Raw genomic sequence first — 24,773 nt, forward strand, 5'->3', positions numbered from 1 at the left:
GGAGTCAATCGGATTGGTGAGCTCATCGATTCATGAGTGGAATCAATGGGATTCAGCAGCCGCCGAACCGGATGGACCTGATCTTCCGCAAGTCAGGCGCGGCAGGCCCCGAAAATGGCGGCGTGACGGAAACGGAGCAATCGCATGCGCATCATCGTGCTCGACAACGACACCGACTTCGAGGGCTGGCGCAAGGCTGCGCGGCGATTGGCGATCAATGACGTGAAGCCCGCGGAGGTCACGTGGACCGTACGCAAGGACGACGAACTGTCGTCGGCCTCCTGCGTGAATGACTTGCCCGATGCGCCGCAGGCGCGGTTCAACGTGACAGCCATTTTCGTCGAGCTCGCAAAGACCGCGATCCTGCATCGCAATGACGAGCGCTTCGCCCTGCTCTATCGCCTGCTGTGGCGGCTGCGCAGCCGTCACGATCTGCTCAGCGCGACTGATGACCCCGACGTCGCCGAGGTCCACGCGATGGCGCGCGCGGTCTATGGCGATATCGACAGGATGCACGCGCAGCTCCGCTTCCGCGAGATCGGCCGCGAGCGGACGGCGCATTACGTCGCCTGGTTCGAGCCGGAGCATCGCATCGTCGAGTTCGCCGCACCTTTCTTCGCCGGCCGCTTCGCCGACATGCCGTGGTCGATCCTGACCCCCGACGTCTGCGCGCACTGGGACGGGCACGCGATCTCGATCTCGCCGGGCGTCGCCAAATCCGAGGTGCCGAGCGAGGACCGGCTCGAGGAGGCCTGGCGGCGTCATGACAACGGCCTCTTCAATCCCGCGCGGCTGAAAGTGATGGAGATGCCGCAGGCCTATTGGAGGAACCTGCCCGAGGACTCGATCATTAAGCCGCTGATCGAAGACGCCATGCGCATGACCGGCGGCCCCTTCATCGCACGCAAGGCGGCCGAGCCGCGGAAGCCGCAGGATGAGCCGATGGTCCGCAAGCAAAATCACGACATACAAGCTCGCGACACGATCGCTGCCTTGCGCGAAGAGGCCGCCGATTGCCGCGCCTGCCCGCTGTGGAAGGACGCAACCCAGACCGTGTTCGGCGAAGGACCGCAAAGCGCGACGCTGATGCTGGTCGGCGAGCAGCCCGGCGACAAGGAAGATCTCGCAGGCCATCCCTTTGTCGGACCGGCCGGGCAGATGCTCGATCGCGCGCTTGAGGACGCCGGCATCGCGCGCGCCACGGTCTACATCACCAACGCGGTGAAGCACTTCAAATTCGTGCCGCGCGGCAAGATCCGGCTGCACCAGAAGCCGGGCACACCGGAGATCCGCGCCTGCCGTCAGTGGTACGCGCGCGAGCTCGCCGCCATCAGGCCGGAACTCGTGGTGGCGCTCGGCGCCACCGCAGCGCAGAGCGTGCTCGGCAGGATCACCCCGATCAACAAGAACCGCGGCCGCCTGATCGATCACGACGGAACCAAGGTGCTCGTCACCGTGCACCCGTCCTACCTGTTGCGGCTGCCCGACGAGAAAGCCAAAGCGCTGGAATATCAGCGTTTTATCGACGACCTGAAAATTGCCGCAGATCAGTTGCGCAATTCGGCCCGCGCGGCCTGAGTTGCGTCAAAACCGGTGGAACCGGGGAGCTACACTTCAACGTGAAATTGTTTCTGGACGCGGACAAAAACCTACAACCTTTAATTGATCCGTGGTACTGTGACGTGTTCCATAGGTATCGGGCGTCATGTTCACGCCATGACGTACCTGAGGCGGGCGCGCTGCGCGGTTTGCTAGCCCCAATCGTGCGGCGCGCCACCTCATCTCGCAATCCTCCCCTCCTCATTGCTCGCAGCACGCGCCGGATGACTGGCGACTAGCGTCGCGGGCGTCCGGGTCGAGACTTGTAAATATCTTCTAAGCCTTTGACTGCTGAGGATTGGCCGACGGTGCCTTGCTCAGGTCGTTTCGTGCGTCTCGTATGATGGCGAAGGGCGACTGCAAAAACAGAGCAGCAATGACGACCGCCACGACCAAGTCGGGCCACGGCGTTTGCGTCCAGGCAACCAGCAGTGCGGCGATCACGACCGCGACGTTACCGATGGCATCGTTGCGGCTGAACAGCCGGCCCGGCCCGAGCCTACTTCTTGAACTTGGCCTGGCCCGACCTCCCTTCGGCGGTCTTGATCGTGAGGGTAATCGTCGCACCGGTCGGGATCGGATTCTTCGCCTCGCCCTTCAGCGAGTTCTCGCCTTGGGGCGCAAGGGCAATCGTCTCGCGGCTCTGCCCGCCGGCGATCAATACGGCGCCGACATACCCCTTGGTCGACACCGGCTTCGCCTTGAAAGCCTCGAAAACGTTGATGGTGACCGTGTTACCCGACGTCAGAAGCTCGGCATCGATGCCGGCCACGTCGAGCATCAGCCCGCCGTTCGGCCCTTTCTCGTAGTCCTCGGCAGAAACCGGTGCGGCAAACAAGATGGCTGCGATCAGCAACAGCGCGTATCTCATGACATGGCTCCTTCCCGAGCGGATAAATTCGATTGCGCGTTGGACGGCTCTTCCCGCCTGAACAAAACGTAGAGCGCCGGCAGCACCAACAGGGTGAGGATGGTCGACGAGATGATCCCACCAATGACGACAGTCGCCAGCGGCCGTTGGACCTCTGCGCCGGCGCCGGTTGCGATCGCCATTGGAACGAAGCCGAGCGAGGCAACGAGTGCGGTCATCAGAACCGGCCGCAGCCGTGTGAGCGCGCCTTCCCGAACCGCGTCCACCAGCGGCCGTCCTTCCCGGCGCAGCTTCTCGATGAACGTGATGATGACCAGACCGTTAAGTACCGCGACGCCCGAAAGCGCAATGAAGCCGATTCCGGCGCTGATCGAGAGCGGAATGCCCCGTAACAAGAGGGCCGCGACGCCGCCTGTCAGGGCGAGCGGCACACCGCTGAACACCAACAGGGCATCGGGCATCGATCCGAGGCTCATGAAGAGCAAGAGGAAGATCAGGAGCAACGCGAGCGGCACGACCACCGCCAGGCGTTGCGCCGCCGAGACGAGTTGCTCGAACTGGCCGCCCCACCCGATCCAGTAACCGGGTGGGAGTTTCACCTTTGTCATGACCTGATCTTGGGCTTCGGCGATAAAGGAACCGAGGTCGCGGCCCCGGACGTTCGCTGTGACGACGATCCGCCGCTTGCCGTCCTCGCGGCTGATCAGATTGGGGCCCGGCGCTAGATCGATCTGTGCGACCTCCGACAGGGGCACGTAGCGGATCTGAGCGAGCGGCGAATTGCCCCACAGGGCCGGCGTCGCCTTGGCCTGATTTTCGGTCGGTGGCAACGGAACGGGCAGAGACCTGATCGCCTCGATGTCGGACCGAAGCTGCTCCGGCAGCCGGACGACGATGTCAAAGCGCCGGTCGCCCTCGAACACGCGGCCAGCGCTCTTGCCGCCGACGGCGATCTCCACCAGGCTCTGGACGTCGCTGACGTTGATTCCGTAACGCGAGAGGGCTTGACGGTTCAGCTTGACGGTAAGCACCGGCAGCCCCGTAGCCTGCTCTGTCTTGACGTCCTCGCCCCCCGGAACCTTTTGCATGATGGCCTGGACCTTGGCGGCGGCCGGGATGAGTTCGTTCAGATCGTCGCCAAAGATCTTGACGCCCACATCGCTCCGGATGCCGGATACCGTTTCGTTCATGCGCTGCTGGATCGGCTGCGAGAATCCGTAAGCGTTTCCGGGGACATCTTCGGCCGCCGCCTGGATGTCGGACACGACGGCGGCCTTCGGCTTGTCAGGATCGGGCCACTCCTTCCTAGGCTTCAGCATCACGTAGCCGTCGGAGCCGGACGGTGGCATCGGGTCGGTTGCGACCTCCGCCGTCCCCGTGCGCGCGAAGACCTCTTTCACTTCCGGAAGGGTCGCGAGCCTCCGCTCGACCATGGCCTGCATCTCCACCGATTGCGTCAGGCTGGTTCCCGGGATGCGGATCGCCTCGAAGGAAACGTCGCCTTCGTCGAGACTGGGGATGAACTCGGTGCCCATGCGCGATGCTGCGATCCCGCAGACCACGACCAGGAGCGCGGCGATGACGGCGACGCCGAATCTGTTCCGGATCGAGGCCGCGAGCAGCGGCGCGTAAGCGCGCCGCGCGCCCCTCATCAGGAGGTTCTCATGTTCGGACACCTTGCCGCTGACGATTAGAGCAACCGCGGCCGGCACGAAGGTGACCGACAGGACGCTGGCACCCGCAAGCGCCATCAGCACGGTCAGTGCCATCGGCGTAAACATCTTTCCTTCGACGCCGGTGAACGTCAGAATCGGCAGATATACGATGGCGATAATGAGCGTTCCGAACAGGCTGGGGCGAATGACTTCGCGCGATCCCGCGAGAATGGTAGCTAATCGTTCCTCGCGATCGAGCACTCGGCCGAGCCGGTGCTGCTCGGCGGCGAGCAGGCGGAGGCAGTTCTCGACGATGATGACGGCGCCGTCGACAATGATGCCGAAATCGATGGCGCCCAGGCTCATCAGGTTCGCGCTGACGCGGTTCTGGACCATACCAGTGATGGCGAACAGCATGGCAAGGGGAATGACGCACGCCGTCGCGATCGCCGCCCTGAAATTTCCCAGTGTCAGGAAAAGCACGACCACGACCAGCAAAGCGCCTTCGACGAGATTGTTCCGGACCGTGGCTATGGTCGCCTCGACCAGACGCGTCCGATCGTAGACGACATGGGCGACCACTCCCTCAGGTAGCGACCGTCCGATGTCCCTGATCTTGTCGGCGACGCGCTGCACCACCGTGCGGCTGTTTTCGCCGATGAGGAGCATGGCGGTGCCGAGGACGACTTCGTTGCCGTTTAGCGTTGCGGCCCCCGTGCGCAGATCCTTTCCCTGCCTGACCTCGGCGACATCGGATATCCGGACCGGAACGCCGTTTCGTGCGCCGATCACGATGTCCTTGATTTCCTCAATGCTCCCCACTTGGCCCGGGGTGCGAACGAGATACTGCTCGCCGTTCCGCTCGATGTAGCCGGCTCCGACATTCGCGTTGTTGGCGGCCAGAGCCGCCATGACTTCGCGGAAGCTGATCTTGTATGCCAACAATTGCGTAGGATCCGGCAGCACATGAAATTGCTTCTCGAAGCCGCCGACCGTGTTGACCTCGCTGACGCCCGCCACAGTCCGCAACTGAGGCCGGACGATCCAGTCCTGAATCGTCCGCAGGTCGGTGGGGGTGTACTCCTCTCCGTTCGGCTTGCGGGCACCGCCCCGAGCCTCGACGGTGTACATGAATATCTCGCCGAGCCCCGTCGAGATCGGTCCCATGGCGGTCTCGATCCCGGCGGGCAACTGATCCCGAACCTGTTGGATCCGTTCGTTGACCAACTGCCGGGCGAAATAGATGTCGGTGCCGTCCTTGAAGATGACGGTGACTTGGCTCAGTCCGTAGCGAGATTGCGAGCGGGTGCTCTCGAGGCGCGGCACCCCGCCCATCGCGGTCTCGACCGGGAACGTGATGCGCTGCTCGACTTCTAGCGGCGAGTAGCCGGGCGCGCGGCTGTTGATCTGGACCTGCACATTCGTGATGTCGGGCACGGCGTCGATCGGCAAACGCGTGAAATTCCAAGCGCCGAAGCCGGCCATTGCGAGGACGGCGATCATCACAAGCCACCGCTGACGGATAGAGAAGGAGAGGATGCCGTCAATCATTGTCCGCTCCTCCCTTCGCCATCTCGGCTTTGACGATGAAGCTGTTCTTGGCCGCGTACACGTCGTCTTCCAGAACACCGAACGTGATCTCCACGAAATCGGGGTCGCGATCCCCGATCTCGACATCGCGGGCTTCAAACTTGTCGCCGCTCCGAACGAACACGATCGTGCGGTTCTCAATGGTCTGCAGCGCCGTGGATTTCACCGCGACCGATACCGGCTTTGCCGAAAGGATCAGCCGGCCGGTGATGAACAGCCCGGGGCGCAGCCGTTGCTCGAAATTCACGACGACCGCTCTTGCGACCGCGCTCTGGGTCTCGCTGCTTCCGACCGGCGAAACGTAGGAAATCTTCGCCTCGATCGGCGGCTTACCGTCCGCGGGATCGATGAGAACTTGGTCGCCGACGCTGACTCGGCCGAGGTCGCGCCGATAGACGGAGAAGTCCACCCACACTGTCGACAGATCGGCGATGACGAATGCCGGCTTCTGTTCGGAGACGTATTCGCCCAGAGTCGTCTGGCGGTCGATCACCGTCCCGCCAAGCGCGGCCTTCAACTCATAGGGTGTCAGGCTCTGATTGCTTTCAACGATCGCAAGGACGTCGCCCTTTTGGACATGGTCTCCGATCCGCTTGCGCACGTCCCGCACGATGCCCGGAAAGCGAGGGGTAACCTGAACCAGCGACTCCTGGTTCGGCTGAACCATTCCGTTCAGCAGCAGAGCGTCATGCAGCACCGCTGGTGATGCTTTCACGAGCTCTATACCGGCCGCCGACACCTTCGCGTCGCTCATCGCCACGCTGTCCGAGTGCTCTTCCTTTTCGGTCTTCTCGGTCGTGACCGTCTTGATTGTCGCGGGCATCAGCATCCGATAGCCGACGTAAGCGAGCGTCGCAGCAACCAGAACGAAAACCAAATATCGGATCAGTGCCCGGATCATCTTGAACTCTCACGCACGAGCGAAAACGGATTGCCGACGAGTCCTTCGATGGTCGCTACGGCAACGTGGTAATTCTGCAAGGCCTCCTGCTCGCGCAATCGCGCCTGTGTGAGGCTTGCCTGAGCGTCCAACACTTCCAGAAGAGTGAACCGGCCTTGACCGTATCCATCCGAAATGGCCTGTGCCGCCTGCTCCGCTCTCGGGATCGCGGCTTCGCGGAGGATGGCAAGCTCCCGCAGCGAGCCCTGCACCGAATCGTAGGCCCTGCCCGCAATCACGATCAGCGTGTTCCGGGTTGCTTCGCGCTCGGCCCTGGTCTTCGCGAGGCTCTCCTGGGCGGACAGGATATTGCCCTGGTTCTGGTCGAACACCGGGATCGGCACCGAGAACGTCAGCCGGACGGCGTCGTCGTTGGTCTCGTTGAAATGCCGCCACCCGGCAGCAATCGTGACGTCCGGATAGGGCTTCAGCCGTGCCAGCAGAAGTTCCGCATTCCGCTGCGCATAGACCGCCGTCCAGCGCATGAGCTGCGGATTCGCGTCGATCGCCGCCACGATCGCCTTGAAGGCCGGCGGCCGGCCGGTGGCGTCGAGCCGCCCGGAGACGGCGGCGAATTTCGGTACCGTATCTCCCATCAGGACTGCCAGTTCGCGCCGCGCGCTGGCGAGGGTCGATCGGAGCCGTTCTCGATCCGCCTTGACCAGGGCCGAAGCCACTTCAGCCCGGCCGGTCTCTGCCGGCGAGGATGCGCCAGCCTCGACGCGCCGCTGCAGCAGCGGAGTCAATCTGTCGATGGATGCGACCTGTTCATCCAGGATCTGAATTCGGCGCTGCGCGCCCAGCACGCTCAGGAAGGCGATGGCGGTCTCGGAGAGAACTTCCAGCCGTACCGCCTGACGCTGGATCGCAGCCGTCTGGACACCGGCCGCACCGGCCGCAACCCGAGCCTCTCGCTTCCCGAACCATTCGAATGCCTGGCTGATCTGCAAGGTGGTTTCGGCGGATTTGGTCCCCCGAAATTTGCCCGTGCCGAAGGAATTGTCCTGTTCGTAGGACACCTCCGGATTGAGCAGCGCGCCTGCCTGGATGCGTTGACCGGCGGCAATGCCCACGTCCCGCTCGGCTGCGGTGAGACGCGGGCTGGCAGCGAGTGCACGCGCAAGCGCGTCTCGCATCGTGAGAGTCTGCGAATGTGAGGCGCCCGTCAGCCATGGGCTGAACAGAAATACCAATGCCCACGCAAGACGCGCGGCCTTCTTCCGAAACATGAGCCGTTACCTGATCAAGCAGATCAATCGAGCGCTCGCGCGCTCCGAGAAGTCGCTCAGGTCCGGTATTTTGGTGGCGGAGTATCGAGCCCCGGATGATCCTCAAGAAGGAATGTTGGCGTGGCGTATGTCGGTGCGACCGACTTTGCTGCCGGCTCCGCGACCAGGATCGGCGGCGGAACGAGCAAGGGCACACACGTGTAGCAATGATCCACGACCGTGACGGTCGGCTTCTTCGAATCCTGGTCTGATTGACCGGCAGTATCAGCAGCAAGTTCGACTTGTTCGGCCTGCTCAGCCGACGCAAGCGTCTCGCCCGCGCAGGCAATTTCTCCAGCAACACCAACGATGATATACGCAAATGCAAGACAAACGGTCAGCAGCCCGCGCAGCGCAGGTGCAAAGGGACGCCGTTTCTGGCCGACTTTCGGTTTCATCGAGGACATGGGATAGCAAGGACGAGGGTCGAACACTACCACAAATCCGGCCTTTCAGGACGCGGTTCACACGAATGAGCACCGCATGGGCCGGCCCGGTCGCGCGGCCGATGTCCCGATCCACTCGTCGTCTTGCGACGCGAAATCCAGACCGACCGTCTCATCCGTGATCCACCTCACGGTGTCTTCTGTTGCCGAAGATTGCCACGAGGTCGCGAAGCCTCATCGGCCGTCAATGCGTTGCACAAGAATTCGGCTCGATGTCCACCGTCATCGGCAACCGCTGCATTTCGCGGGGCGGATTTCAATTGCCTGTCATATGCATGGATCAAAATCGGAGGCATTGGGACAGGAGTTTAGCATGAGCGATATGGCGTTACCCGGCTCGATCGAGCCCGCCTTGAACAAGGGCCCGGACCTCGACAAAGGTTTCCACCCGATGACCGGGGTTATCTATTTGGGCGTGGTTGCGGCCGCGCTGCTGTTCGTTGCCTACAGCATCTACGCCGACGTCGACGCCACCGGCACGCGTGTCACGTCGTTCCTGCCCTACATCATGCTGTTCGTCGCGCTGCTGATCGCGCTCGGCTTCGAATTCGTCAACGGCTTCCACGACACCGCCAACGCGGTCGCCACCGTGATCTACACCCGCTCGCTGCCGGCGCATATCGCCGTGGTCTGGTCGGGCATGTTCAACCTGTTCGGCGTGCTGCTCTCGAGCGGCGCGGTCGCGTTCGGCATCGTGTCGCTGCTGCCGGTCGAACTAATCCTGCAGGTCGGCTCCAGCGCCGGCTTTGCGATGGTGTTCGCGCTGCTGATCGCCGCGATCATCTGGAATCTCGGCACCTGGTGGCTCGGCCTGCCGGCCTCGAGCTCGCACACCCTGATCGGCTCGATCATGGGCGTCGGAATCACCAACGCGCTGCTGCGCGGCCGCGACGGCACCTCCGGCGTGGACTGGTCGCAGGCCGGCAACATCGCCAAGGCGCTGCTGCTGTCGCCGCTGTTCGGCTTCGTGCTCGCGGCCGGTCTGCTCTACATCCTCAAGGCCGTGCTGGCGCGTGCAACACCCGCGCTGTTCGGCGAGCCGGTCGGCAACCAGCCGCCGCCGTGGTGGATCCGCGGCATCCTGATCCTGACCTGCACGCTGGTCAGCTTCTTCCACGGCTCGAACGACGGCCAGAAGGGCATGGGCCTGATCATGCTGATCCTGATCGGCACCGTGCCGACCGCCTATGCGCTGAACCGCGCGCTGCCCGCGAACCAGATCGAGCAGTTCGCGGCGCACTCCACCTCGGCCAGCAAGGTGATCGAAGGCAAGGCCGCCGGTTACAACGTGATCGGCAACCCGCGCCCGGCCGTGACCAACTACGTCGCGCAGCACCAGATCAACGAGGGCACCTTTCCGTCGCTGGCGGTGCTGGTGCGCGACATCGGACAGCAGGTCGCCCAGTATGGATCGCTGGCCAAGTTCCCGGCTGACGCGGTCGGCAACACCCGTAACGACATGTACCTGGCGTCCGAGGCGATCCGCTTCCTGATGAAGGACAAGGAAGCCGAGCTGACCGCCGCCGACGTCGCCACGCTGAACGAGTACAAGGGCTCGCTCGATGCCGCGACCAAGTTCATCCCGAGCTGGGTGAAGTTCGCCGTCGCAATCGCACTCGGCCTCGGCACCATGGTCGGCTGGAAGCGCATCGTCGTCACCGTCGGCGAGAAGATCGGCAAGACCCACCTGACCTACGCGCAGGGCGCCTGCGCCGAGATCACGGCCGCCGCGACGATCGCAGCGGCCGACGGCTACGGCCTGCCGGTCTCGACCACGCACGTGCTGTCGTCGGGCATCGCGGGCACCATGGCCGCCAACGGCTCCGGCCTGCAATGGGCGACGATCCGCAACATCGCGATGGCCTGGGTGCTGACCCTGCCGGCCGCGATGATCCTCTCAGGCTGCCTGTACTACGTGTTCTACCACGTGTTCTGATGCCGACATGCTTTCGGCGCGGCAATGCGCCGGACGGAAGGCCCGCACGTCAAGTGCGGGCCTTTTTCCTTTTTGGCGGTCGCGGCGCGAAGCCGCGCTCAGGCGACGTAGGCCTTGTCGTAAGCCTTGGCGACCTCGGCGAGCAGGCCACGCGCCCATTTGTGCAGGCCGGATTTGGCGGTCCGGGCACTCCAGTACATGTCGATCGAGATCGGCACGCGGAACGGCAGCGAAGCGACGTGCAGGCCGCCGCGCATCGCCCGCGCCAGGTGATGCGGGATGGTCGCAACGAGCCTTGTGCCGGCGACGATGCGCTCCAGACTGTCGTGGTTCGGAAGGCTGACCGCCGGCTCGATCTCGATCTCCCTCGCCTTGAGGGCCTCGAGATAAAGCGGCTGCCACTCGCCGCTATGGGTGATGAAGACATGCTCGGCCTTCGCATAGGCCGATAATGCGATCCGGCCGCGCGCCAGCGGATTGGCCGGATCCATCACGCAGACGTAGTGATCGGTGAGGATGTGGCGCCGAAAGAAGCTTTCGCCGACGACCCCTACCGGTCCGAGCACGATGTCGCACTGGTTCTGCTTGAGATGGACGTCGCCATGGCCCGCGGCATCGAGCAGGACGAGGCGGACCTGTGGCGCGCCGGCGCGCAACCGTGCACTGAACTGCGGCATCAGGGTCTGCCGTTCGTGATAGTTGCAGGAGATCGTCACGCCCCCTTGCGCCGTCGCCGGATCGAATTCCACCGGTGAGGCAAGTCCGTCAATCTCGCCGATCATGTCCCGCGCCCAGCTGACCAGCGCCGCGCAGCGCTCGGTCGCCGTCACGCCATTGCCGTTGCGGACGAACAGCGGATCACCGAGCGCGCCGCGCAGCCGCTCGACCGCGTAGCTGATGGTGGACTGATTGACGTCGAGCCGCTTGGCAGCCGCCGAGAACGACTGCAAATCGTAGACCAGCACAAGCGTCCGCAAGGTCCCGATGTCGATCGGATCGATCGAGGAATTGGCCGCCACGCTGCACCTCCCGCCTTGTTGGCGGCCCAGCCTACCACAAGGTCATGGAATATCTCGATGGCCTATATCGATCCCATCGAATTGAACGATTGCGGCCGCTGGCGCTAGGCTTCGCAAAAAAGCGCTCCGGGAGGACCAATGACCAGCACCGTGCCTGTCGTCACCGACATCGCGTATCAGGATCTGCTCGACGACCCCTATCCGACCTTCCGCCGGCTGCGCGAGCTGGCGCCGGCGGTGTTCGTCGAGGCCGCGAAGCTGACGCTGGTGACACGCTTCGACGACATCGTGCGGATCGAGCGCGACCCGGCGACCTACTCGGCCGACAATCCGACCTCGCTGGTCAACAAGGTGATGGGGCCGACCTTCATGCGCAAGGACGGCGCCGAGCACGCGATCGGCCGCAAGGCGATCGAGCCTTCGTTCCGCCCAGCCACGATCAAGGAGTACTGGGCGCCGAAGTTCACCGCGATCGCGGAGATGCTGATCGACGAGCTCTGCGCGGCGGACGAAGCCGACCTGTTCGGCACGCTCGCCGCACCGATGGCCTCGCGCAGCCTGATGGCCATGATCGGCTTCCGCGAGATGCCGTGGCAGACGCTGGCCGACTGGTCACAGGCGTTGATCGACGGCGCCGGCAATTACGCCGCCGATGCCGAAATCGAGCGCAAGGCGATGCAGGCCAGCGCCGATGTCGACGCCGCGATCGACGCGGTGCTCGATGACCACCGCAGCCACCCCAACCCCTCGATCCTGTCCTCGATGGTCAACGCCGATCCGCCGATGCCGATCGAGGGCATCCGCGCCAACATCAAGGTGATCATCGGCGGCGGACTGAACGAGCCGCGCGATGCGATCCTGACCCTCGTGCTCGGCCTCCTGCAAAACCCGGCGCAGCAGGACAACGTGCTGGCGAAGCCGGAACTATGGCCCTCTGCGCTCGAGGAAGCGGTGCGCTGGATCTCGCCGATCGGCATGTATCCGCGCCGCGTCACCCGCGATGTCGATCTTTCCGGCACCACGCTGCCCGAGGGCCTTCAGATCGGCCTCTGCGTCGGCGCCGCGAACCGCGACGGCAACCGCTTCGCCGAGCCCGATCGTTTTGACGTGACGCGACCGAAGCAGTCGCATCTGGCGTTCGGCGCCGGACCGCATTTCTGCGCCGGCACCTGGGTGTCGCGGCTCACGGTCGGCAAGATCGTGGTGCCGATGCTGTTCGCACGCTTGCCCAACTTGCGCCTCCACGCCGAGGCGTCGCCTGCCGTCCGCGGGTGGGTGTTCCGCGGACCGGTGACGCTGCCGGTGCGATGGGATGCGTGAAGTCGTCTGGGAAGCGGACTCATCAGGCCGCAGCCAGACGCAATGCCCGGCCCCGGCTTACGGGCAGAAACGGACATCGCCCCGTCGACTCCCCGGCTGAATCCGTCGAAAACGGCCCAAAGCGGACGTGCTTGAGCGTGCAGAAGTTGCCAATTCCGGGAGAATTCGCGTATGCACTATGTGCAGGGTCATGGTGTGAGCAATTCAAATGGCGATGGAACTGAGGGGCGCGAGAGGCGAGGGATTTGCGACGATTGCCGCTGACGGTCGCGTGTTGGATTCCTGGTTCCTTCAATTGCACCTGGTTGCGGAGGCCGACAAGGCGGCGACGGAACGGCTGACGAAGGACGAGATCAACAGATCGTTGGGCGAGTCGGCAGACGGATATCCGCGACACGACGACATCCGCAATGTCGACATCGTTCCAATCCAGACCGAAATTGCCTCCCTTGCATCTGCGCCGACTGATGTGCACGACGCATATCTTCGACTCCATCTCCTGAGCCACCGGCTCGTTCAGCCCAATTGCCTGAACCTTGATGGAATTTTCAGTCTGTTACCTAACGTTGCCTGGACGCCGCTCGGTCCCTGTGAGTGCTCTCGTGTACCGGAAGCACGACTCATGGCACGAAAGCGTGCCCTCGCGTTTGAGGTGACAGGTGTCGACAAGTTTCCGCGCATGACTGACTATGTGACGCCTGCGGACGTGAGAATTGCAGATGCGGATCGCGTAAGGCTCGGAGCCTACCTGGCTCCGGGCACGACCGTCATGCATGAAGGCTTTTGCAATTTTAATGCAGGTACGCTCGGCCCCTGCATGGTCGAAGGCCGGATAAGCGCCGGTGTGGTTGTGGGAAGCGGCAGCGACGTTGGTGGCGGAGCGTCGATCATGGGCACTCTGTCCGGAGGCGGCAAAGAGAGGATTACAGTTGGTGAGCGCTGCCTGATCGGAGCCAACGCCGGTATCGGCATTTCATTGGGTGACGATTGTATCGTCGAAGCGGGCTGCTATGTCACGGCAGGAGCGCGCATCCTTTTGGAAGATGGCCGCGTCCTGAAAGCCAAGGAACTCTCAGGCCAGAAGGGCCTTCTTTTTCGTCGTAACTCCCAGAGCGGCGCTCTCGAGGCAACCAGACGTACGCCAAATTGGGACGGCCTCAACTCGCAACTTCACAGCTAGGCAGCTCACTCGAAGAAGTCGTTGGCGACATGTGGCGCGTCTACGATGTCGCCTTCTGGCTCCTTGCGTGATTTGCTGCTGCAAAATGGCGGCCGTTGGCGGAGCGAAGCGGACATCATGTGAACTTGTGAGTACGCGCGCTCGTTCGTCATTGCGAGCCAACGGGTCGCGCAAACGCGCGCCCGATGACAGGCTCCGCGAAGCAATCCAGCTCTTCGCGCGCTGAAGCATGGATTGCTTCGTCGCTGCGCTCCCTCGCGCAAACGCTTCGCGTTTGTCGCAGGCAATGACGATTGAGAGATAGCGCAGCGACCAACAGCAAAGATCACGCCGCCAGTGCGTCCTCCACGATCTTCACGAAGTAAGACGTGCCGTAGACGATCGCCTCGTCGTTGAAATTGTAGGCGGGGTGATGCAGGCCGGCGCTGTCGCCATTGCCGCAGAAGATGAAGGCGCCGGGCCGCGCTTCCAGCATGTACGAAAAATCCTCGCCGCCCATCAGCGGCGGCATCGCATGCACGTTGCCGTCGCCGGCCACTTCCCTGGCGATGCGGGTCGCGAATTCGGTCTGCGAGGCGTGGTTGACGGTGACGGGATAGCCGCGCTTGTAGTCGAGATCGATCCGCGCGCCGGTCAGTTGGGCCACGCCCTTGACCACTTCACCGATGCGCTTCTCGATCAATTGCCGCACCTCCGGGGTCAGGGTGCGGACGGTGCCGCGCAAGACCGCGGTCTGCGGAATCACGTTGCGGGCATTGCCGGCATGGAATTCGCAGATCGAGATCACGGCGGAATCGAGCGGATCGACGCTGCGCGACACGATCGACTGCAGCGCGGTGATCAGTTGCGCGCCGACCATCACCGAATCGATGCATTTGTGCGGCCGCGCGGCGTGGCCGCCGAGCCCTTCGATGTTGATATTGACCTCGTCGGTGGACGCCATGATCGGGCCGGAGCGGATCGCGAACGAGCCGATCGGAATCCCCGGACCGTTGTGCATGCCGTAAACCTGCTGGACGCCGAAGCGGTCCATCAGGCCGTCCTTGATCATGGCGGCCGCGCCGGCCCCACCCTCCTCGGCCGGCTGGAAGATCACGACCGCATCGCCGGCGAAATTGCGCGTCTCGGCGAGATAGCGCGCCGCGCCGAGCAGCATCGCGGTGTGGCCGTCATGGCCGCAGGCGTGCATCTTGCCCGGCGTCTTCGAGGCGTAAGGCAGGTTGGTTTCCTCGTGGATCGGCAGCGCGTCCATGTCGGCGCGCAAACCGATCACCTTGACGTCGCCCTTGGCCGCTCCCTTCTTGCCCTTGATGACGCCGACCACGCCGGTCTTGCCGAGCCCGGTCACGACCTCGTCGCAGCCGAACTCCCGCAGCCGGTCGGCCACGAATGATGCAGTGCGGTGCACGTCGTAGAGCAGCTCGGGGTTTTCATGGATGTTGCGGCGCCAGGCCTGGATATCGGGTTGCAGATCGGCGACGCGGTTGACGATGGGCATGAGAATTCTGGCCTCGGAGGTTGGACGTAAGTCCTCTCTAGCATGCAAGAGGCGGTCCACCCAACAGATGTGGCATGCCTCCGGCCCGGGCCCTGCATTCGCAAATGGGATGCCGAATGTTCCCTGGATGTGAGGGCCGAGTGACCTTGCATCCGTTCGCCAATGTCTGGCCCGACGGGATCGCATCCGACCAAAGCCCAATAGTGCCGGGGATATCTCACGCGGATACTACTTGAGGTTTCCGCACCGAAATCCTCCAGCCCTTCAAAAAAGGGCGCGGCTGCATGACGCCGGATCAAGCGGTCTTGTTCTCCACCATCATCCTGCTGGTGCCGATGGGCTACTTTCTGCTCGCGGCTCCCGCGTTCCTGCTTGTGAAGCTCGACGTCCCGCCCGTCACCCGCCTGCTGCGCGGCATGTTCAATGCCTACTTCCTGGTGCTGACGGTCTCGGGTGTGATCGGAACGCTTGCCTTTGCCGCGGCGGGCCGGCCGGCTGTCGGGCTTGGCATCGCCTTGATCGCGGCCTTCGCGGTGCTGGCGCGCCGATGGTTTCTGCGCCGGCTCGATGCCGAGGCAAACGCGAGAGACCTGGGCGATCCCACCGCCGTGCGGCGGCTCCGGCGGCTGTATTGGGGCGGCATGCTGTGCAATGCGGTGCAGGTGTTCGCGCTGGTCGGCAGCATTCCCTATATGGCGCCGCCGCCCTGATCGGATTTTGCTCAGCCGATCCCATATCCGCTTAAGGCGCTGCGCTTGGAAGCCACCTCCGCTTTGCCCTCGAAGCGCGGCGCCGAGCAAGATCCCTTCTCGTCACGGAGAGTCCCCGCTATGCCTCACCTTTCCGATGCGGATCGTATTTCGAAAGTACGTCTTTGAGGTAATCCCGGCTCTTCCATTCCGGTGCGGGCGGCTCGTAGCCGGGCCGCGGAACGAACGGATTCGCCGGCGCATCCGCTGACGCGCTCATCATGTCCGGAATGTAGCGCGGGCAATTTGGAAAGATCTCGCATCTGACGCTGACGACAACCTTCGCACCATGATGCCGGGCAAGCGTTTCCGCGCTGTCGCGGATCGTTGCCTGGCCCCGGATGCGCGCGCGAAACGTCTTGCCGTCGAGGCGCACGAACAGCAACCCGACGTTCGGGTTGCGGTGAATATTGCCGAGTGTGCGGTACATGTTGTTGCCGTCATACTCGGGGTATTCAAGCGTGTCGGGCCCGGTGATCTTCACGAAGCCGGGATCGCCACAACGCATCGAACAATCGACGTTGTCCTGATAGCTCGTCGCAATGAAAAAGAATCGCGTCTCCTCGATGAGCTTGCGCTCCTGTTCCCAGAATTCGAAGTGGAGGCGATGCTTTTCCAAGCCGTCGGCGACGCGACGACCGTCGAAGCGGTCCTGCAACTCACGCATTCCGTCGTGGTAGAAAGGGGCTCGGACCGGGTCTGCCACAGCAATCCTCCAGCAAGTTGAGCAACCGATCTGCGAGTTTTGGCACGGCCAGAATGTGCGTCGCAACGGCAGCAGAATTTTTTGGGCGCGCCCCGGGCGCAGACGGCTAATTTCCTCGCGCCTGCCGGTCGAACGCGCTCAGCACGGCAAGCGTCATGGCCTCGACACCGGTCTTGATGGTCGGCTCCGGCACCGGCGCGAACAGCGGCGAATGGTTGGTCGGCAATGGCGGGCCGTTGCCCGCCCGCGCCGCGGCGACGCGCTCCGGCTCGTAGACGCCGATATTGAAGAACATCGACGGCACCCCGGCGCTGACGAATTCCGAATAATCCTCGCTGGGCGTGCCGGGCGGTGACGGTGCGAACTTGTCGCCAAACGCCGCCTTCAGCACCTTTTCCGCCGTACCGACCACGTCGGGATCGTTGATCACGGCCTTGGTCCCTTCGGCGAGGTTGATCTCTGGCTCCGGCGCATTCGACATGGCGGCGACCGCCTTTGCCGTCCGCTCGATGCCTGCAAGCATCTTCGCGCGCACCTCGGGCTTGAAGGTGCGAATGGTGCCGAGCAGCACCACATCATCAGGAATGATGTTTGACGCGGTGCCGCCGTGAATTGCGCCGATGCTGACCACGCCGAATTCGGTCGGGTCCTTTTCGCGGCTGATCACGCTCTGAACATCGACGACAAAGCGCGCAGCCATCATCACGGGGTCGATGGTTGCCTGTGGCACCGCACCGTGACCGCCGCGGCCGCGGAATTTGATGTAGAGCCCATCGGCGGCGGATGAGCCGATCCCGACGCGATAGCGCACCGTTCCATAGGCGAACGGGCCATCGTGCAAGGCGAAGCCGAAATTCGGCTTTGGAAACTTCGTGAACAGACCATCCGCCAGCATCGCCTTGGCGCCCGCCACGATCTCTTCAGCCGGCTGGGCGATGAACATCAGCGTGCCGCGCCACTGGTCTTTCAGGCCGACCAGCGTCTTGGCCGTCCCCACCCAGCTCGCCATGTGAATGTCGTGGCCGCAGCTGTGGGCCACGAAGGTTTCCCGTCCCTGCCAGGTCGTCTTGTCGTGGCTGGCATAGGGAAGGCCGGTCTTCTCTTCCATCGGCAGCGCATCGAGCTCGGTGCGCACCATGATGGTGGGGCCCTCGCCATTCCTGTAGATCGCGACCAGCCCGGTCTTGCCGACGTGCTCCGTCACCTCGAAGCCGAGCGCCCGCATTTCGGCAGCCAGCTTGGCCGCGGTCTTCTCCTCCTGAAACGCGATCTCGGGGTGGGCGTGGATATCCTTGTAGAGCGCGTCGAGTTTCGGATAGTCCGCCTCGACCGACTTCTCGATTGCGCCCTTCAGCGCGACGACATCGAGTTCAGCGTTGGCTCGTAGCGGCAATGAAGCGCAGAGCGCGGCGGACGCAAGCAGCGTGAGAACAATCTTGTTCATGGCAATCGCTCCAACCGAAACGCGGATACTGCACCCCGAACGTCAGGCCGGGCTCGGCTCCGCGATCTAAGCAGGCAAGGCGGTTGGAAACAATGACTGATCCAGAGCGTGTGCGGTCCTAGTGTCCCGAATCCGAAGTTCGTATCATTCGCCGCACCTTCGGAGCGAACTTCGGATTCGATAAGGACACTAGCAAACTTATGATTCTAGTGTGCTTTATGAATGCGAAGTTCGTGAAAGCGGCTGCCGCGAAATCGCACGAACTTCGCATTCAGCACACTAGCCAGAGGTGAGCATCTGGCTGCGGATCTCCTGTGCGGTGCGGCGCAGCGGCAGCAGAAACTTCTTGCGCGCGCCGGCCTCGCTGACCGTGCCGGAAATCGTGTTGACGCTGAGCGCCGCGACCACTGCGCCGGCCGGATCGCGCAGCGGCACGGCGATGCCGCAGATCGCGGGATCGAGCTCACCATCGACCCAGGCGTAGCCGTCGCCCTCGACCCGCGCGAGCAATTCGCCGAGACGCTCCGGATCGGTCACTGTGCGCGGCGTGACCTGCTTCAAGCCGCCGGTCGCGAGATAGGCTTCGCGGGTGCCAGGTGGCAACGCCGCGAGCATGACGCGGCCGAGCGACACGAGATGCGCGGGCAGCCGGCTGCCGACGCCGAGATTGGCTGACAGAATCCGCCGCGCCGGCAGGCGCAGCGCGTAGACGATCTCGTCCTCGTCGAGCACCGCCATCGCGCAGGACTCGCCGATCTCGTTGCGCAAATTCTCCAGCGCGCGCTGCGCATGCGCCCAGTAAGGCAGTGCATTGAGATAGGACAGGCCGAGCCCGAGCGCGCGCGGCCGCAAGCTGAAATAGCGCCCGTCGGAAGCGCAATATTTCAGCGCCACCAGGGTCGACAGGATGCGGCGCGCGGTGGCGCGGTTGAGACCGGCGGTATCGGCGGCCTCCGCCAGCGTATGCCGGCCAGGCGGCTTGCCGAGCGCCTCGATGATCGAGAAACCGCGCGCGATCGCGCGCACGAAGCCGTCACTCTCTTTGCTCATGGCGTGATCTGGTTCAGGCTGTCGTTCTGCTCATCACATCGCAGCCCGCATGGCTGCCTGCACATGACGCGGCGCTGCCCGCTTGTCAGGGGCTTCCGACCGCGCTAGCGTCAATTCACATAGCGAATGAACTGTTCGCCTAGCGAACTGAATAGCAGGAGGATCCTCGATGGCGCAAGCAGAAAGTTCTGCGGCCACCCCGTTCGAAACCGATTTCTGGAAGGACGCGAAGCTGCGCAAGGTGTGGGACGACATCGTCCCCGGCGAACCGCGCAAGACGCTGCCCTACCTGCTCACGCAGGAAGCGATCGCGCTGTACTGCCGTGCGGTCGGCGAGACCAATCCGCTCTATCTCGACGAAGCGGCCGCGAAGGCCGGGCCCCATGGCGGGCTGATCGCGCCGCCTGCGATCCACATTCTGCTGATGTTCGCCTGCACGCCGGCCGACGACTGGATGCGCTCGCCCGGCACCGTCAATGCCGGGCAGTCGTGGAGCTACAACATCCCTGCCCGCCCCGGCGACACCATCACCTTGCAGGCCCGCGCGCTCGATAAGTTCATCAAGCGCGAGCGGCTGTTCGTGGTGCACGACAACGTCTTCTTCAACCAGCATGGCGACGTGATCTGCTCGGGTCGCGGCCAGACCATCCGTCCGATGTAAGGGAGCACACGATGACCTCAGCGAATTTCGATGCTCTCAAGGCCGGCGACACCATCGACGGCCCCGCTTTCGCCGTCTCGCGCGAATCGATCCGCCTGTTCTGCGATGCATCGCTCGACTACAACCCGCTGCATCTCGACGACAACTACATGAAGGGCGATTTCGGCAAGACCAATTTCGGCGGCATCATCATGCATGGCATGAACAATTTCGGCCTGATCTCGCGCATGCTGACTGACTGGGCCCTTCCCGCGGGCGCGATCCACCGCAGGCTCGAGACGCGCTGGCTGAAGCCGGTGAAACCCGGCGACACGATCCGCCCCGCCGGCACCATCAAGGCCAAGCAGACGACCGCCAAATCGCGCTGGGTGCTGGTCGACGTCGCCGTGCAGAACCAGCGCGGCGAGACGGTCGCCGCCGGCGAAGCGATGCTGGAGTTTCCCAGCGCGAAGGCGGGCTAGCCGCGCGAGCCGAAGCCAGGAGCGCGCTCCGCTTCGCCTCGCCCCGCGTGCGGGGAGAGGCCGGAACGCATCGTCAGATGCGTTCCGGGTGAGGGGGAGCCTTCGCGAGTCCAGTTACCGCCAAGCTATGCGGAAGTAGCCCCTCACCCCAACCCTCTCCCCGTAAGAACGGGGAGAGGGAGCGCAGCGCCGTCGCGGCGCCACCCCACCCAACAAATCAAAAGAATCATCTGGAGGTTTCCATGCAGGATGCGGCCCAATCGCGGCTCTATCGACGGATCGCCTGGCGCCTGATCCCGTTCCTGCTGGCGTGCTACACGGTGGCGATCATCGATCGCTTCAACATCGGCTTTGCCAAGCTGCAGTTCCTGCACGACCTCAACATCGACGATGCGGTGTTCGGGCTTGCCGCCGGCATCTTCTCGGTCGGCTATGTCGCACTCGAAGTGCCGAGCAATCTGCTGCTGGTCAGGATCGGCGTCCGCAAGACGCTGCTGCGGATCATGGTGCTGTGGGGCACTGTCACCGTGCTGCTCGCGCTGGTGCAGACCCAGTATCACCTCTATCTGCTGCGCTTCCTGCTCGGCGCCGCCGAGGGCGGCTTCTTCCCCGGCATCCTTTATTACCTGACACTGTGGTTTCCCGATCGCGTGCGTGGCCGCATGACCAGCCTGTTCGTGATGGCGGTGCCGCTCGGCGGCGTCATCGCGGGGCCACTGTCGGGCCTGATCATGGACCACATGCAGGGCGTCCATGGCCTGCACGGCTGGCAGTGGCTGTTCATCCTCGAAGGCGTCCCCGCGGTGCTGCTCGGCGTCGCCGCGTATCTTACTCTCGCCGACGGGCCAGAGGCCGCGAGTTGGCTCAGCGCCGACGAGCGACGGCAGGTCGCAAGCGATCTCGCCCGCGATCGCGCCGCCGCCCCTAACACGACAAGCAGCTTCGCGGCCGCGCTGCGCGAGCCGCGCGTCTACCTGCTCGCCTTCATCTATTTCGCATTCTTCTGCTCGCTCAACACCATCCTGCTGTGGACGCCGACGCTGCTCAAGCGCGTCGGCGTGGCGACAACCACCGAGATCGGTTGGCTGAGCGGCGCAATCTCGGTGGCATCGGCGATCGGCATGGTCGCGATCGGCTACAGTTCGGATCGCACGCGGGAACGGCGCTGGCACGTGGTCGCTTGCGGCCTCGTCGCGGCGGCGTGCTTCATCGCCTTGCAGGCGGCACAGGGCAGCATCCTGCTGACCCTAACCCTGCTCGCCATCGCATCGATCGGCATCTTCGCGATCCTCTCCCTGTTCTGGACCATTCCGAACGCGATGCTGGAGGGCAGCGCCGCGGCGGGCGGTATCGCGCTGATCAGCGCGATCGGCTCGTTCGGCGGTGCGGTGTGCCCTGCCCTGATCGGATGGATGAATGTTGCAACCGGGAGCATCTACGCACCGCTGGCCCTGGTCGGTGCGCTGCTCGCGATCGGTATGCTGACGCTGATCGTCTGCGTTCCCCGAACAAGACATGAGGTCACACTGGCCGAACCGAGCCGTCCTTGATCATCCGGCGCACGCCCGGTATCCCCCGCCGGGCTTGTCTCGACCGGCCGCGTCTGGATAGAACTCGATCCTGACTCTGTCAGAACCGAGTTCTATTTTCTTGTATTGACGCGTTTTCTTCACGCGAACCGGGCTCCACTTCGCTCGAAAACGCTATAGAAGGGCGTCGACAAGAGACGCTTGCCGGGAACGAGGACATGCCGCGAAGGCTCGAGGGTGATTTCGACTACATTATCGTCGGCGCAGGCACGGCGGGCTGCATCATGGCCAACCGCCTGTCGGCCGATCCGAAGAAGCGCGTGCTGCTGCTGGAAGCCGGCGGCAAGGACAACTGGATCTGGTTTCACATCCCTGTCGGCTATCTCTTTGCGATCGGCAATCCGCGCTCGGACTGGATGTTCAAGACCGAGGCGGAGCCCGGCCTCAACGGCCGCGCCCTCGCCTATCCGCGCGGCAAGGTGATCGGCGGCTCGTCGGCGATCAATGCCATGATCTCGATGCGCGGCCAGGCCGCGGATTACGATCACTGGCGCCAGCTCGGCCTCACCGGCTGGAGCTACAGCGACGTGCTGCCCGCATTCAAGCGGCTGGAAGATCACTTCCTCGGTGAAAGCGAGCATCACGGCATCGGCGGCGGCTGGCGCATCGAGGCGCCGCGGCTGTCATGGCAGATCCTCGACGCAGTCGGCGATGCCGCCGAGGAGATGGGCATCAAGCGCATTCCCGACTTCAACACCGGCGACAATGAAGGCACCAGCTACTTCCACGTCAACCAGAAGCGTGGGCGGCGCTGGTCGTCGGCGCGCGGTTTCCTCAAGCCGGTGCTGAACCGCAGCAATCTCAGGCTCGAGACCGACGTGCTGGTCGACCGCCTGATCATCGAGAGCGGCCGCGCTGCCGGCGTCGAGTTCCGTCAGGGCAATGAGACCGTGGAGGCGCGCGCCAAGGGCGAGGTGATTCTCTGTGCCGGGTCGATCGGCACCACGCAGGTGCTGCATCGCTCCGGCATCGGCCCGTCGGAATGGCTGTCGCCGCTCGGCATCGACATCGTGGCCGACGTGCAAGGCATCGGCCATAATCTGCAGGACCATCTGCAGCAGCGCGCGATCTACAAGGTGTCCGGTGTGCGCACGCTGAACGAGACTTATTACAACCTGGTGCGCCGCGGCCTGATGGGGCTCGACTACGCGTTCCGCCGCCGCGGGCCGCTGACCATGGCGCCGTCGCAGCTCGGCATCTTCACGCGCTCGGATGCGACGCGCTCGCGCGCCAACATCCAGTTCCACGTGCAGCCGCTGTCGCTCGACAAGTTCGGCGACCCGCTGCACCGCTTCCCCGCGATCACGGTGAGCGCCTGCAATCTGCAGCCGACCTCGCGCGGCACCGTGCGCATCCGTTCGACCGCGCCCGACGACAAGCCGTCGATCGCGCCGAACTACCTCTCGACCGAGGACGACCGCCAGGTCGCGGCCGACGCGATCCGCACCACGCGAAGACTGATGAAGCAGAAGGCGCTGGAGAAATATCATCCCGAGGAGTTCCTGCCCGGCCCCTCGGTCGGCGATGACGACGCCTCGCTCGCCAAGGCGGCCGGCGACATCGGCACCACGATCTTTCACCCCGTCGGCACCGCGAAGATGGGAACGGCCAACGATCCGATGGCTGTCGTCGACGAACGCCTGCGCTTCTACGGCCTCCACGGCCTGCGGATCGCAGATGCCTCCGTGATGCCGACCATCACGTCGGGCAACACCAACACGCCGACCGCGATGATCGCCGAGAAGGCCGCGGCGATGATCCTGCAGGATGCACGATAGAGCGACGATGAACTCCAGCAAGCGCATTCTCGTTGGCGATGCCGGCGCGCAGATCGCGCTGGCACGATGGGGCGAGCCGGCCTCCGGCAAACCGCCGGCGCTGCTGCTGCACGGCACCGGCTTTGTCGCCGAAGTGTGGACCGAGGTCGCGGAGGCGCTCGCCGCCGACTACACCGTCTATGCGCTCGACCGCCGCGGCCACGGCCTGAGCCACAAGCCGCCGGCCGACCGCTATCAGTTCCAGGACTTCGCCGACGATGTCTGCATGGTGGTCGAACGCCTCGATCTGCATGATATCTACGGCATCGGCCACAGCGCCGGCGCGACCGACCTGATGCTCGCCACGAAACTGATGCCGGACCGCTTCGCACGGCTGTTCGTGACGGAGCCGACCGCGATGGATCCGCACGCGCCGCGAACCGGCGGCCTGAGCGACATCGCGCGCGGATCGGTGCAAGGCGTGCTGCGCCGGCGCGCCGAATTCGACAATGCCGACGATCTGTTCCGGCGGTTGCGCGAGGCTCCGGCGTTCGCGCCGTGGACCGAGCCGTCGCTGTGGGCCTACGTCCATCACGGCTTTGCGCGGCTCGACGACGGCCGCATGCGGCTGCGCTGCACGCCCGAGATCGAGTCGGCGCTGCTTGGGCCGATCTTCCAGGCCATGGAGCAGATCTATGCCGGCGACGCGCGCGGCAATCCATTCCCGTGGTTCTCCGAGATCGCCTGCCCGGTCTGCATCGCCACGGCTGAACAGTCATGGCCGGTCTACAAGGAGATGGCCGATCGCGCCGCCGCCCTGATCCCGCACGCCAGCCGCTGGACGTTCGAGAACGTCGGCCATTGCGTCGCGCAGGAAGCGCCGGAGCTGATGGTTGGAGCGCTCGGAGTGTTCGCCAAGCGCGCGGCTTAGGACGCGAGACGACACAGTCCGGGCCATTGGGCAGGATCGGGTCGATCCTGACCGATTGCGCGCCGATGGCAATCGACGCGGAAGCGCCCGTGGAACCCGGCAT

General features: G+C 64.1%; 20 protein-coding genes and 1 pseudogene. 10 read left to right on the forward strand and 11 right to left on the reverse strand.

Annotated features, from left to right (window positions below):
- Nucleotides 1–144: 144 nt before the first annotated feature.
- A complete protein-coding gene (locus tag ACE10Z_RS30515; protein WP_375784073.1) occupies nucleotides 145–1,578 on the forward strand; it encodes a UdgX family uracil-DNA binding protein in 1,434 nt (477 codons plus the stop codon).
- Nucleotides 1,579–1,875: 297 nt separating this feature from the next.
- Here the strand turns inward: ACE10Z_RS30515 and ACE10Z_RS30520 are convergent.
- The 6 genes and pseudogenes from ACE10Z_RS30520 to ACE10Z_RS30545 all read right to left on the reverse strand — a co-directional run.
- Nucleotides 1,876–2,082: pseudogene (locus tag ACE10Z_RS30520) on the reverse strand (cation transporter); the annotation flags it as partial.
- A 16-nt stretch (nucleotides 2,083–2,098) separates the two neighbouring features.
- Nucleotides 2,099–2,470, reverse strand: coding sequence for a hypothetical protein (locus ACE10Z_RS30525; RefSeq protein WP_375784074.1), 372 nt, complete (start codon nucleotides 2,468–2,470; stop codon nucleotides 2,099–2,101).
- Nucleotides 2,467–5,676: an efflux RND transporter permease subunit gene (locus ACE10Z_RS30530; protein WP_375784075.1), complete on the reverse strand. Its 3,210-nt coding sequence runs from the start codon at nucleotides 5,674–5,676 to the stop codon at nucleotides 2,467–2,469. Before ACE10Z_RS30530 ends, ACE10Z_RS30525 begins: the two co-directional genes overlap by 4 nt.
- Nucleotides 5,669–6,616, reverse strand: a complete 948-nt coding sequence (ihpB, locus tag ACE10Z_RS30535) for a divalent metal ion exporter adaptor subunit IhpB (RefSeq protein ID WP_375784076.1) — start codon at nucleotides 6,614–6,616, stop codon at nucleotides 5,669–5,671. The genes ACE10Z_RS30530 and ihpB overlap by 8 nt, the downstream gene beginning before the upstream one ends.
- The gene (gene ihpA, locus ACE10Z_RS30540) at nucleotides 6,613–7,884 is read right to left on the reverse strand and encodes a divalent metal ion exporter subunit IhpA (protein WP_375784077.1); all 1,272 of its coding nucleotides are present in this window, start codon (nucleotides 7,882–7,884) and stop codon (nucleotides 6,613–6,615) included. The genes ihpB and ihpA overlap by 4 nt, the downstream gene beginning before the upstream one ends.
- Before the next feature lie 56 nt (nucleotides 7,885–7,940).
- Nucleotides 7,941–8,330: a hypothetical protein gene (locus ACE10Z_RS30545; RefSeq protein ID WP_375784078.1), complete on the reverse strand. Its 390-nt coding sequence runs from the start codon at nucleotides 8,328–8,330 to the stop codon at nucleotides 7,941–7,943.
- A gap of 352 nt (nucleotides 8,331–8,682) precedes the next feature.
- On the opposite strand from ACE10Z_RS30545, the gene ACE10Z_RS30550 reads away from it, so the two are divergent.
- Entirely contained in the window at nucleotides 8,683–10,305 is a 1,623-nt protein-coding gene (locus ACE10Z_RS30550) for an inorganic phosphate transporter (protein ID WP_375784079.1), read from the forward strand.
- Between the two features lie 98 nt (nucleotides 10,306–10,403).
- Here ACE10Z_RS30550 and ACE10Z_RS30555 read toward each other — a convergent pair whose 3' ends face one another.
- Nucleotides 10,404–11,324, reverse strand: coding sequence for a LysR family transcriptional regulator (locus ACE10Z_RS30555; protein WP_375784080.1), 921 nt, complete (start codon nucleotides 11,322–11,324; stop codon nucleotides 10,404–10,406).
- Between the two features lie 138 nt (nucleotides 11,325–11,462).
- Between ACE10Z_RS30555 and ACE10Z_RS30560 the strand changes: the two genes are divergently transcribed.
- Together ACE10Z_RS30560 and dapD are read left to right on the forward strand one after the other, a co-directional pair.
- Nucleotides 11,463–12,644, forward strand: coding sequence for a cytochrome P450 (locus tag ACE10Z_RS30560; RefSeq protein ID WP_375784081.1), 1,182 nt, complete (start codon nucleotides 11,463–11,465; stop codon nucleotides 12,642–12,644).
- 208 nt (nucleotides 12,645–12,852) lie between these two features.
- A complete protein-coding gene (gene dapD, locus ACE10Z_RS30565) occupies nucleotides 12,853–13,824 on the forward strand; it encodes a 2,3,4,5-tetrahydropyridine-2,6-dicarboxylate N-succinyltransferase (RefSeq protein WP_375784082.1) in 972 nt (323 codons plus the stop codon).
- A 325-nt stretch (nucleotides 13,825–14,149) separates the two neighbouring features.
- Here the strand turns inward: dapD and ACE10Z_RS30570 are convergent, their stop codons facing one another.
- Nucleotides 14,150–15,322 carry a M20 aminoacylase family protein gene (locus ACE10Z_RS30570; protein ID WP_375784083.1) on the reverse strand — a complete coding sequence of 391 codons (1,173 nt, stop codon included), beginning with the start codon at nucleotides 15,320–15,322 and terminating at the stop codon, nucleotides 14,150–14,152.
- A gap of 284 nt (nucleotides 15,323–15,606) precedes the next feature.
- Here ACE10Z_RS30570 and ACE10Z_RS30575 point away from each other — a divergent pair, with 284 nt between their 5' ends.
- Entirely contained in the window at nucleotides 15,607–16,032 is a 426-nt protein-coding gene (locus ACE10Z_RS30575) for a hypothetical protein (RefSeq protein ID WP_375784084.1), read from the forward strand.
- A gap of 118 nt (nucleotides 16,033–16,150) precedes the next feature.
- On the opposite strand, the gene ACE10Z_RS30580 is transcribed toward ACE10Z_RS30575, so the two are convergent.
- The 3 genes from ACE10Z_RS30580 to ACE10Z_RS30590 all read right to left on the reverse strand — a co-directional run bounded on the left by ACE10Z_RS30580 (nucleotide 16,151) and on the right by ACE10Z_RS30590 (nucleotide 19,271).
- Nucleotides 16,151–16,777, reverse strand: coding sequence for a pyridoxamine 5'-phosphate oxidase family protein (locus ACE10Z_RS30580; RefSeq protein WP_375784085.1), 627 nt, complete (start codon nucleotides 16,775–16,777; stop codon nucleotides 16,151–16,153).
- A 106-nt stretch (nucleotides 16,778–16,883) separates the two neighbouring features.
- A complete protein-coding gene (locus ACE10Z_RS30585) occupies nucleotides 16,884–18,221 on the reverse strand; it encodes an amidohydrolase (RefSeq protein WP_375784086.1) in 1,338 nt (445 codons plus the stop codon).
- 279 nt (nucleotides 18,222–18,500) lie between these two features.
- A complete protein-coding gene (locus ACE10Z_RS30590) occupies nucleotides 18,501–19,271 on the reverse strand; it encodes an IclR family transcriptional regulator C-terminal domain-containing protein (protein WP_375784087.1) in 771 nt (256 codons plus the stop codon).
- A 169-nt stretch (nucleotides 19,272–19,440) separates the two neighbouring features.
- On the opposite strand from ACE10Z_RS30590, the gene ACE10Z_RS30595 reads away from it, so the two are divergent.
- The 5 genes from ACE10Z_RS30595 (at nucleotide 19,441) to ACE10Z_RS30615 (ending at nucleotide 24,670) form a co-directional block, all read left to right on the forward strand.
- Entirely contained in the window at nucleotides 19,441–19,932 is a 492-nt protein-coding gene (locus ACE10Z_RS30595; RefSeq protein WP_375784088.1) for a MaoC family dehydratase, read from the forward strand.
- Between the two features lie 11 nt (nucleotides 19,933–19,943).
- The gene (locus ACE10Z_RS30600; protein WP_375784089.1) at nucleotides 19,944–20,393 is read left to right on the forward strand and encodes a MaoC family dehydratase; all 450 of its coding nucleotides are present in this window, start codon (nucleotides 19,944–19,946) and stop codon (nucleotides 20,391–20,393) included.
- 242 nt (nucleotides 20,394–20,635) lie between these two features.
- On the forward strand, nucleotides 20,636–21,943 hold the full coding sequence (locus ACE10Z_RS30605) for an MFS transporter (RefSeq protein WP_375784090.1): 1,308 nt from the start codon (nucleotides 20,636–20,638) through the stop codon (nucleotides 21,941–21,943).
- 197 nt (nucleotides 21,944–22,140) lie between these two features.
- The gene (locus ACE10Z_RS30610; RefSeq protein ID WP_375784091.1) at nucleotides 22,141–23,760 is read left to right on the forward strand and encodes a GMC family oxidoreductase; all 1,620 of its coding nucleotides are present in this window, start codon (nucleotides 22,141–22,143) and stop codon (nucleotides 23,758–23,760) included.
- Nucleotides 23,761–23,767: 7 nt separating this feature from the next.
- Nucleotides 23,768–24,670 carry an alpha/beta fold hydrolase gene (locus tag ACE10Z_RS30615; RefSeq protein WP_375784092.1) on the forward strand — a complete coding sequence of 301 codons (903 nt, stop codon included), beginning with the start codon at nucleotides 23,768–23,770 and terminating at the stop codon, nucleotides 24,668–24,670.
- Nucleotides 24,671–24,773: the final 103 nt, after the last annotated feature.

It is taken from the genome of Bradyrhizobium sp. Pha-3 (genome assembly GCF_042258615.1).
Taxonomy (GTDB): domain Bacteria; phylum Pseudomonadota; class Alphaproteobacteria; order Rhizobiales; family Xanthobacteraceae; genus Bradyrhizobium.